This is a genomic window from Streptomyces sp. NWU339 (genome assembly GCF_003143855.1).
Classification (GTDB): Bacteria; Actinomycetota; Actinomycetes; order Streptomycetales; family Streptomycetaceae; genus Streptomyces.
The window spans coordinates 1-9,430 of record NZ_QFRK01000105.1; the positions used below are offsets into that span (position 1 = coordinate 1).

At 69.5% G+C, this 9,430-nt stretch carries 10 protein-coding genes and 2 pseudogenes; 6 read left to right on the forward strand and 6 right to left on the reverse strand.

From position 1 onward, the window contains the following. On the forward strand, window positions 1–427 hold a 427-nt coding region (locus DIZ27_RS42945), incomplete at its 5' end, for a hypothetical protein (protein WP_109383712.1). A 175-nt stretch (window positions 428–602) separates the two neighbouring features. Here DIZ27_RS42945 and DIZ27_RS42950 read toward each other — a convergent pair. The 3 genes from DIZ27_RS42950 to DIZ27_RS42960 form a co-directional block, all read right to left on the reverse strand. Continuing rightward, on the reverse strand, window positions 603–1,253 hold the full coding sequence (locus tag DIZ27_RS42950) for an isochorismatase family cysteine hydrolase (protein WP_109383713.1): 651 nt from the start codon (window positions 1,251–1,253) through the stop codon (window positions 603–605). Window positions 1,254–1,273: 20 nt separating this feature from the next. After that, window positions 1,274–1,864 (reverse strand): VOC family protein, encoded by a 591-nt coding sequence (locus tag DIZ27_RS42955; RefSeq protein WP_309074996.1) that lies wholly within the window; start codon window positions 1,862–1,864, stop codon window positions 1,274–1,276. 84 nt (window positions 1,865–1,948) lie between these two features. Beyond that, on the reverse strand, window positions 1,949–2,284 hold the full coding sequence (locus tag DIZ27_RS42960; protein WP_258308874.1) for a putative quinol monooxygenase: 336 nt from the start codon (window positions 2,282–2,284) through the stop codon (window positions 1,949–1,951). Window positions 2,285–2,571: 287 nt separating this feature from the next. Here DIZ27_RS42960 and DIZ27_RS42965 point away from each other — a divergent pair, with 287 nt between their 5' ends. Next, entirely contained in the window at window positions 2,572–3,708 is a 1,137-nt protein-coding gene (locus DIZ27_RS42965; RefSeq protein ID WP_109383714.1) for an alpha/beta fold hydrolase, read from the forward strand. Between the two features lie 18 nt (window positions 3,709–3,726). On the opposite strand, the gene DIZ27_RS42970 is transcribed toward DIZ27_RS42965, so the two are convergent. The 3 genes from DIZ27_RS42970 to DIZ27_RS42980 form a co-directional block, all read right to left on the reverse strand. Continuing rightward, on the reverse strand, window positions 3,727–4,485 hold the full coding sequence (locus tag DIZ27_RS42970; RefSeq protein WP_109383715.1) for an SDR family oxidoreductase: 759 nt from the start codon (window positions 4,483–4,485) through the stop codon (window positions 3,727–3,729). A gap of 45 nt (window positions 4,486–4,530) precedes the next feature. Further along, window positions 4,531–5,217 carry an SDR family oxidoreductase gene (locus DIZ27_RS42975; protein WP_109383716.1) on the reverse strand — a complete coding sequence of 229 codons (687 nt, stop codon included), beginning with the start codon at window positions 5,215–5,217 and terminating at the stop codon, window positions 4,531–4,533. Window positions 5,218–5,688: 471 nt separating this feature from the next. Then, window positions 5,689–6,747: a zinc-dependent alcohol dehydrogenase family protein gene (locus tag DIZ27_RS42980; RefSeq protein ID WP_109383717.1), complete on the reverse strand. Its 1,059-nt coding sequence runs from the start codon at window positions 6,745–6,747 to the stop codon at window positions 5,689–5,691. A gap of 348 nt (window positions 6,748–7,095) precedes the next feature. Here DIZ27_RS42980 and DIZ27_RS48205 point away from each other — a divergent pair, with 348 nt between their 5' ends. The 4 genes and pseudogenes from DIZ27_RS48205 to DIZ27_RS42990 all read left to right on the forward strand — a co-directional run. Beyond that, window positions 7,096–7,479, forward strand: a complete 384-nt coding sequence (locus DIZ27_RS48205) for a hypothetical protein (RefSeq protein WP_258308875.1) — start codon at window positions 7,096–7,098, stop codon at window positions 7,477–7,479. A gap of 155 nt (window positions 7,480–7,634) precedes the next feature. After that, window positions 7,635–7,682: pseudogene (locus DIZ27_RS48210) on the forward strand (hypothetical protein); the annotation flags it as partial. Between the two features lie 34 nt (window positions 7,683–7,716). Next, window positions 7,717–8,370 (forward strand): annotated as a pseudogene (locus DIZ27_RS48215) (IS3 family transposase); the annotation flags it as partial. 208 nt (window positions 8,371–8,578) lie between these two features. Next, window positions 8,579–9,430: transposase domain-containing protein (locus tag DIZ27_RS42990; RefSeq protein WP_146229128.1), on the forward strand; the 852-nt coding region annotated here is incomplete at its 3' end.

Here is a 9,430-nt window from a genome sequence, read left to right on the forward strand (position 1 = left end):
GGMCGGCRCCACCGCTCKGAACGCCGGGACCTACGCCGACATGGCACTGCGCGGCAGACCGGCCAGCAGCACGCCGGAAACCGCGGTGGACAAGATCACCACACGCATGGGGCATCCGGTCCCGGACACGAGCGGCCGGGACAACCGGCTCACCGGCCTCGGAGCGCTGTCGGGCATCGCCGTCGGCACCGGCACGGGCGCCGCCGTGTCGCTGATCCACCGGGCAGGTGTCCGGGGCCCCCTGTGGCTGGGCGGCCTGCTCACCGGCGCCCTGGCGATGGCCCTCACCGATGCACCGATGGCCCGCCTCGGCGTCAGCGACCCCCGCACGTGGTCGGTCCGCGACTGGACCGCCGACGTCGTCCCGCACCTCGTCTACGGCCTGGTCACCTACGGCGTGATCACGGCATCGGACCAGCGGCGATGACACCCACGACTGACGCCTCAGTGGTATCCGTACTCGAACACGAACACCCGGGCCACCCCTTCTCCATGCACCTGCACACCCTCCTGCCGGTCCACGTCAGCAAGGTCCTTGCACAAGCAGGGGGTTGAGACTGGTAAGCCCGCATGTCGAGGTGTTGCGCAGCGGCACTGCAGCCTCAACGCGGGCGAGTCCGGCGGTCATCACGGGCCCCGTCGAATGCGGTGATGAGTTGGTTCGTGGTGACGATGGCCTGGGCGTAGGTGGGGCCGTTGAGGTCGTGAGCGGCGTGCATCATCTCGGGGCTGAGGGCCGCGGTGGCGTCGCTGACCAGCGTCACGTGGTAGCCGAGTTCCATGGCGAAACGAGCGGTGGCCTCCACACAGGTGTTGGCCAGTACGCCCACAAGGATCACGTGGGTGACGCCGTGCTGCTTGAGCTGCATGTCCAGGTCCGTGTTGGCGAACCCGCTCGACCCCCAGTGTTCCTGAACGACGACCTCGCCCGGCCGCGGCTGGAAGTCGGGGTGGAACTCCCCACCCCAGGAACCCCGGGCGAAGTGGTGGAACTCCTGGATCTTCCGCTGCGAGGGGGTCGGATGGCCCCACGTCTCGTAGTCACCCGGCTCCCAGCGGCGGTGCGGCACGAACACCACGCGCACGCCGCCCTCGCGGGCGGCGGCGATCACGGAGCGCAGGTGGTCCAGCAGATCGACGCTGCCGGCCACGGGCTCCAGGCGCGGCCAGACCTTGCCGCCCTCCGAGAGGAAGTCGTTGTAGGGGTCGACCAGCAGAACGGCCGTGCGGCGGGGATCGTAGGTCGCGGCCATGGTTCCTCCCTGTGCCGGCCCTACTTGGGCGGTTCGGTGCCGGTCTGCTCGCTGACCATGTACTGGGCGTACCAGTTGGGCCAGTCCGGATCCTCCTGGCCGGTGAGTTTCTCGTGTTCACCATGGGCGGCAGCCGCGCGCCGCAGCGCACTCGCCAGATCGGTCGTGGAGGTGAAGGACGTCGGGCCGGGCTCGACGCGCCCGGGGAGCCGGGTGGTGACCTCCTGCAGCAGCCAGGTGTTGCCGTCGGGATCACGGAAGGTGGCGCGCGAGAAGTAGCTCCGTCGCTCCGGGTCGAGGCCCTCGATCGGGCCGTCAGGTCCGAGGTGGAAGACGGCACTCACCTCGATTCCGGCGGCAACCAGCGCGGTGCGGGCGGCTTCGATGTCGGAGACGATCAGGTACCCCTTGCCCGAACCGGGCGCGGCCGACGTCAGGTCCGTGCCGAACTGGACCGAGCAGGCGGAGCCGTGCGGGGTGAACTGGACGACTGAGGGCGGGGTCCGGTCCAGCCTCCAGCCGAGGCGGCCGTAGAACTCCTTCGCCCGTTCGATGTCCGATACCGGTATGACGAGCACTTCGACCTTCATGTCGATGTCGTTCACGTTCATGAATCCGCCCTCTCCGTCGGGGCCTCACTGGTGGGTGCAGGGCACCATCGTCGCGTCGGCACGGCTGTGCCGCACCAGGAGGCATCACGGCCGGTACCGGAGTCCGGGCCTTGCGAACCGCTGTGCGGATTTGGAGGGGTCCTTGCCGGCGCACGGTCGGAGGCGGTCGATCCCCGTTCTCTCCGCGTACTTCCCGCCTTCGCTCGGGAAATGACGGACGTGCGGCTGACGTCCGTGCTCGTCGAGGGCTGCGCGGTCGGCGTACAGCTCGCAGAAGAGGCGCTGGTTCGGCGCTCCCTCGACCTCGCTGCAGGCGTACACCAGGGTGCCCGGCTCCCGTTCGAGGACCGCCGCAGCGGCCCTCCCGGACCAGCTCGTCGAACGCTTCACCAGCACCGTCACGTGGCGTGAAGCGGACACCAAGCGCCATCTGGCTCATTCCTTTTCCTGCCTCCTCCTTGCCACTCCCGGTCTCTCCACGCACCCCGCGAGCCGCGCGCGGACAGCGGCCGGGCCATCACGCGTGGCTCCGATTGCGGGGGCAGGGGACGCGCCCCAGCATGAGCTCAGCAGACGTGCGACCTGCGCTCATGCTCGTCCGCAGGCATGGTGCGCTGTCGCGATCCCTGCCACGAGGCCGGAGACGACCGATCCGACGCGTCGCTGCATGTCACTGAAAACGCCCGCCAGAAGCGGAAAGGGAGCCCATGTCTCAGGTATCCGGGAACGGCGATTCTGACGACCGGACCAACGCCGGATTGCCCCGGCGCCACGTGCTGCGCACGGCCGGTGCGGGTGCACTGGGACTCGGCCTGGGAGGCGCCGCGTTGACCGCCGTCACAGTGCCCCACGGCGGGGCCCCGCACCCCCGGGCCACATCCATACCCACGCCCGAAGGCCTCGGCTCCGTCGGGCAGGCGCCGCACCTGCCGGCTGGATTCACCAAGACGTTCACCAGCCGTTTCGTCCAAGCCAATGGAATCCGCCAGCACGTGGTCGTCGGAGGCGAAGGGCCGCCGCTGCTCCTGATACACGGCTGGCCCGAGACCTGGTACGCCTGGCGCCTGGTGATGCCGGAACTGGCCGAACACTTCACGGTCGTCGCCGTCGACCAACGCGGCATCGGGCTGACCGAGAAACCCACGAGCGGGTACGACACCCGCACCCTGGCACGCGACATGGTCACTCTGATGGACGCGCTCGGCCACCAGCGGTTCGCCGTGGTCGGCCATGACACCGGAATGCCCATCGCCTACGCGCTGGCCGCAGACCACCCGGAGCGCGTCGCCCGCCTGGCCGTCGCCGAGGCGTTCCTCCCGGCCGTGACCCCGTCGCCGCCCCTGATCGGCACCGCGCAGGTCAACAACCGGCTGTGGCACATCCCCTTCAACCGGCTCACCGACGTGAACGAACAACTCGTCCGGGGACGCGAAGGCATCTACTTCGGCTGGCAGTTCGCCACCAAGGCCGTACGAAAACTCCCCGATTACGCCGTCGACCACTACGTCCGGATCCTCGCCTCCCGGCACGACGCCCTGCGCGGCAGCTTCGGCTGGTACCGCGCGCTCGACATCACCAGCGCGCAGGACCAGCAACGCAAAACACGCCTGCTGACCTTGCCCGTCCTCGCGATCGGCGGTGCGGGAAGCCTCGGCAAGAATGTCGCCGGCACCATGAAACTTGTCGCACACGACGTGCGGAGCGTAGTCATCCCCGGCACCGGCCACTGGGTAGCCGAGGAGGCACCCCAGGAAGTGCTCGCGGCGCTGACCACGTTCCTGGCCCCGTACCGCAACCAAGGCCGGAGCACACGACCCCAGCCGGCCGCGACGCTCGGCAAATGATCGCCATCGATGTGTGGCTCAGCCGACGAGTTGCTGGCCTCCGTCGATGTCGTAGGTCGCACCCGTGAGTGCGGTGTTGGTCATGACGTGCACGGCGAGCGCCGCCACGTCGTCGGGTACGACCACACGGCCGATGGGCAGCGCGGCGCGCAGCTCCTCGCGACGGGCGTCGAGCGCGTCGCCGAGCAGGCGGGCCGACAACGGCGTGTCCACGAAGCCGGCGGCGATCAGGTTCACCCGGACCGGCGCGAGCTCGAGTGCGAGACTGGCCGTGAACGCGGGCATCGCGGCGGTGACCGCGGGGGCGACACCCAGGGCGGCCCGGATCCGGCGGGCTCCCGTGCCGCCCAGGAGCAGCAGCGTGCCGCCCGGCCGTACGGTGCCGGTGCAGTGGCGCGCGACCTCGAGTGCGAGCACCATGTGGTCGCTGATCGCCCGGCGTGCCTGCTCGGCGTCCATGTCCAGAAGGCGGCCGTACGACGGGCCGCCCGCGGTGACCATCACGTGGTCGACCGGCCCTGGCAGCTGCTGGAAGAACCGCTCCAGCTGCGCCGCGTCGTGGGCGTCGAAGGCCGCGGTGCTGAGCGCGTCGGCCTCCATGGCCGCGGTGCGCAGCCGTTTCGGGTCCCGTCCGGTGAGGACCACGGAGGCGCCCTGGTTACGGGCGAGCCGTGCGGTCGCCAGCCCGATGCCCGCGCTCCCGCCGATGACGACGAGGGTCTGCCCGAGCAGGGGCAGGCCGCCGGCGCTGTGCTTCCCAGGTGGTTCAGAGGTCATGAATCCTCCTGTGCTGTGGCGTCACGCTCCCGTCCGGGCTTCTTCTCACTGTTGGAGTGGTTGCGCCAGGGCATGCTTGATCTGCTTGGTCCGCTCGTCGGCGAGCACCTCGACCCGGTCGTTCGCCAGGGCGTCCATCGTCTGCTCCGCCACGTCCGCCGCGCTGATCTTCGGCGCGTCCGTGAAGCTGCTGAGGTCCGTCTCCACGAAACCGGCGTGGACCCCGATCACGAGCGTTCCCTGCTCGCGCAGGCCCTCCCGCAGCGCGCCCGTCAACGACCACTGGGCTGCCTTGGACGCCGCATACCCGGGGTACTCCGGCCGGGGGATCCAGGAGGCAGCCGACAGCATGTTCACCAGGGCACCGCCGCCGTTGCGCGCCAGGACCGGGGCGAAGGCACGGGACACGGCCCACGTGCCGAAGTAGTTGACCTCCATCGCCTCGCGTGCACCGTCGAAGGAGCCCGTCAGCAGCTCGGTCTCGAAACCGGCAACGCCCGCGTTGTTGACGACGATGGTGACGTCACCGGCGGTCTCGGCCGCCGCGGCGACGTCCTCCGGCTTGGTGACGTCCAGGCGCAGCGCAGAAAGGTCATCGTCGCCCACGCTCGACGGATCGCGGACACCGGCGTAGACCTTGGCTGCTCCCCGCTCGATCAGCGCCCGGGCGAACGCGTGTCCGATACCACGATTGGCCCCCGTCACCAGGGCGATCGATCCCTTGATCTCCATCGCGTTTCCTTCCCGTTGCCGCCTGCCGAGCACAGCAGGCACTGGGGCGAGGGACGACTCTGCGACGGGAGGCCCTGAATCCTGCACCGGGCCGCGTCCTGGCACGCCCCCAGGTCCATGCGTGGCCCGCACGAAGGGAGACTCAACACCTGGAGGCCAGTTCTCGATCCTCACTTACATTTAGGGCCGGTGCCACGCAAGGTCCCCACGTAAAAAGTCCTCTCCACCACCAGCGTGCATCGGACGCCGCAGCGACGCATGTGAGACGGCGCTCGGCTACGGGCCCCCTTTCCCCGTCGGTGACCAATCCACAGAGAGCGACCGCCGTCGAGATGACGTGCGAGGCCTCCCCAGAACACCGGTGCAGGCGCTGACTTGGTCGAATGGCGGGGACTTCATCGGGCTTGGCCACGTTCGCCCGGCGGCCCTGGCACGCCACGGCCGCACCGTCGACGCATCGGCAGGGACGCCCTACCCGTCACCTTCGTCCCGGCCGTCTTCGAAGACGAAGAGTGGTTTGGCGCCGTGTGCGGGTGCTTCGGCGAGCGAGACGGCTTCAGGGAAGCGTTCGAGCGGGAACGGCCGGCCCCGGGGGATGCTCAGCACCTCATCGACGACGAGACCGCGAACCTGGGACAGCGCGCGCAGCGCGTCCTCGGGTGAAGCAGTGCCGAACCAGCGGTTCAGCCAGAAGCCACGGACTGCTTTGGTCTCGTAGATGACCGAGCGTGCCTGCAGCGGGATCGTCAGCGCCGCAGGGTCGGTCTGCCGATGGGTCGAGAGTGCGCCGTAGATCACGACCTCCCCTCCCGGAGCCAATGCCTGGGACACCTGGGCACCCACGGGGCCCGCGACACAGTCGACGGCCTTCCGTACGCCGACCGGCCCCGCTGTCTCAGCCACACGCTGCAACAGGTCCTCGTCCTCCGTGCAAATGACCTCGTCACCACCGAGCACTTTGATCTCCTCGACGGCATCACGTCGCCGCACGACATTGATCGTGCGAATCCCCAGATGCCTGGACAACTGAATGACGAGCCGGCCGACGGTGGAGCCCGCGGCCGTCTGCAACAGCCATTCGCCCGGCTGTACGTCGAGTTCGCGCGTCACGAGGAGCAGCGCGGTCAACGGGTTGACGGCGAGTTGACAGGCGCTGGAGTCGCTCAGATGGTCGGGGACCGGCAGAAGCCTTCGCGTGTCGGAGACGAGGTATTCCTGCCAGGTGCCGGCCGCGGGGGGCCCGGGTACCGCCGGGACCGCAGCGGCCACCACGCGCTCGCCGACCTTCAGTCCCTCGGTGTCCGGGCCCAGGGCCGCAATACGGCCCACGCATTCCATGTGGCCCCCGACAGCGGGGAACTCGGGGAAGAAACCGTAGCGGCCGCGCAGCACGTGCAGATCACTGGCGTGAATCGGAGTCGCCTTCACCCGGATCAGCGCCTGCCCGGCGTTCGGCGTGGGAACAGGCCGGGATTCCAACCGCAGGACATCGGTGGGCTCGCCGACCTCTCCGGCCACGAGCGCGCGCATGGATCGAGGCATGAGTGACCTTTCGTCTCTCAGCACCTGACAAACTCGGCGGGCGTTCTGGACGAGAACGATGCCGGTGCCGGCATCCTCGTCGGCGTCCCGTAAACGGGCTGGGTCCGGGCGGCCTACTGAGGTCCATGATCAGGACCGCTCGCCGCAGCGCACTCCTCTGAGTTCAGGTTGTGGATCTGTCATTTCACGCTACGCCCGGCCCCGGAAAGATTCCCGGCGGCGGACGATACAGCGTGGCGCGAATGCCCGCTGCGCGCCGGTCATGGTGGACCAGCGTGGCACGTTGTGCTGCCGGAGTTGCTCAGGCTGTCCGCTCTCCTGGGAGACAACGCTCAGGTGGACGACCGCGTTGAGCCCGGCGTGACCGCCGGCGGCTGCGATACGGTGCGCTCATCCAGCACCGGGCGTGGCGGCCTGTACGAGTCCACGCCCGGGGCGACCTACAAGAGCATCGCCGACCTGGGCCTCAACCGGGCCACCCTGCGTGAGTGGGTGCTGCGGGACCGCGACCGCCGCGGCGTCGCCGCCACGGCCCCGGCTGCGGGTGGGATGCCGGCGGCCCGGGCCGGGCAAACGGCATCGTCCGCCGGTCCGGACGAGCGGATCCGGCAGCCGAAGGCCCGGGTGGCCGAGCTCGAGGCCAGTGAGCGGAAGCTCGCGACCGAGCGGGACATCCTCCGCAAGGCGGCCGAGTATTTCACCGGGGAGACCAACTGGTGAGTCGCTTCCAGTTCGTCGCCGACCACCGGGACGCCTACGACGTGAAGCGGCTCTGCTAGGTCCTGGGCCTGAACCGGCCCGGCTACTACAGGTGGCTCGCCGGAAGACAGGCGAGGGCGGCACGACTACGCGAGGGCCGGCTCCTGGCCGAGCGGATCCGCGAGGTCCACGGCGAGTCCGGTGGCGCCTACGGCTCCCCCCGGGTGACCGCCGAGCCCCGGGAGGAGGGGCTGCGAGTCAACGAGAAGCGGATTCGCCCGGGTGATGCGGAGGTTCGCCCTCACCGGCATCCGCCTGCGCAGACGCGTCCGCACCACCGTCCCGGACCCGACGGCCTCACGGGTCCCGGACCTGTTCCATCGGGACTTCACCGCCACCGAGCCGGGGCGGAAATACATGGGCGACATCACCTGTCTCCCGCTCGTAGGCGGGGAGTTCCTCTATCTCGCGACCGTGCTGGACTGCTTCAGCCGCACGGTCGTCGGCTGGTCCGTCGCCGACCACATGCGCACCGGCCTGGTCGCCGACGCACTGCGGATGGTGGCCGCGCCCCGCGGCGGCCCGGACGGCTCGGTGTTCCGCTCCGACCACGGGGCCCCATACGGCTCCCGGGCCTTCGCCGATCTCTGTGACCGGCTCGGGGTGACCCGGTCGAGGGGTGCGGTCGGCAGCAGCGCGGACCACGCGGCCTGCGAGAGTTTCCACGCGTCCCTGAAACGCGAGACCCTCCGGGGCGCCCGCGACTACGGCGACGCCGGCACCTGCAGAAGGGCGGTATTCGCCTGGCTGGCCCGCTGCGGCACCCGCCGTCGGCACTCCGCCGACGGCCATCTCAGCCCCGACGAATACGAACGCCGACACCATGCGGCCAAGCTCACGCTCGCCGCGTGAGCAACGAAGCGTGTCCACCATCACCGGGGGAAGGCCCAAGGCCGGGTAGTTAACGGATTTGCGCTGGTGGCAAGCCGCTTGACGTGACTCGGGTACCAGAGGGGAACGTGAGCAACGGAGCCCCGTTGAAGCAGGTAGTCCGCCAAGACTGTCTGCTGCCTGTGGAGCTCCGTTGCCTGTACGCCATTGTGCCCTGCCGCCTGGTCTGATGACCGTCTCCCGCGTGTTCACGGTGGCCGCGGGGCAATTTGCCCCGGGTCATCTCGGTGAGCTGACCCGGGTCGTGCCGTTCGAACTCGTCGATGCGATTCTCGAAGAAACCCGCACAGTGCAGCGTCGGTTGCGAGACCTGCCTTCACGGGTCGGTGTGTACTTCCTGTTGGCGATGTGCCTGTTCCCGGAGATCGGCTATCGGCTGGTGTGGCAGAAGCTGACGGCGGGGCTGGTCGGCGTGCCGGTCGCCGAGCCGACCGCGAAGGCCCTGCGTGACCTGCGGCGCAGGGTCGGCAGCGCGCCCATGCGCGGGCTGTGTGAGGTGTTGTTGGGGCCGTTGGCTCAGCCGGGGACGCCCGGGGTGCGGTTCGGTGGGTATCGCACGGTCTCCTTCGACGGCTGCAGTTCGATCAGGGTCCCGGACACCGACCGCAACCGAGCCTGGCTCGGCTCTCCGGGCCATGGCGGATACCCCCTCGTGGAGCTGATGACGCTGGTCGAGACCGGAACCAGGGCTCTGATCGGCGCGGTCTTCGGCCCCACCAGCGAGGGCGAGACAGGCTATGCCCGGCGCCTGCTGCACCTGCTGACGTCAGACATGCTGGTTTTGTGGGACAAGGGCTTCGACGGCAACGACTTCCTCGCCCAGGTGACCGCCACCGGCGCGCAGGCCCTGGGCCGGCTGCGCAGCAATCGGCGCACCCCCGTTCTCGTCCGCCTGACCGATGGCTCCTACCTGTCGATGATCGGCACCAGCCCGGTGCGGATCATCGACGCGCAGATCACCGTGACCTGCGCCGACGGCACGGTATTCACCGGCGCCTACCGGCTGGCCACTACGTTGAGT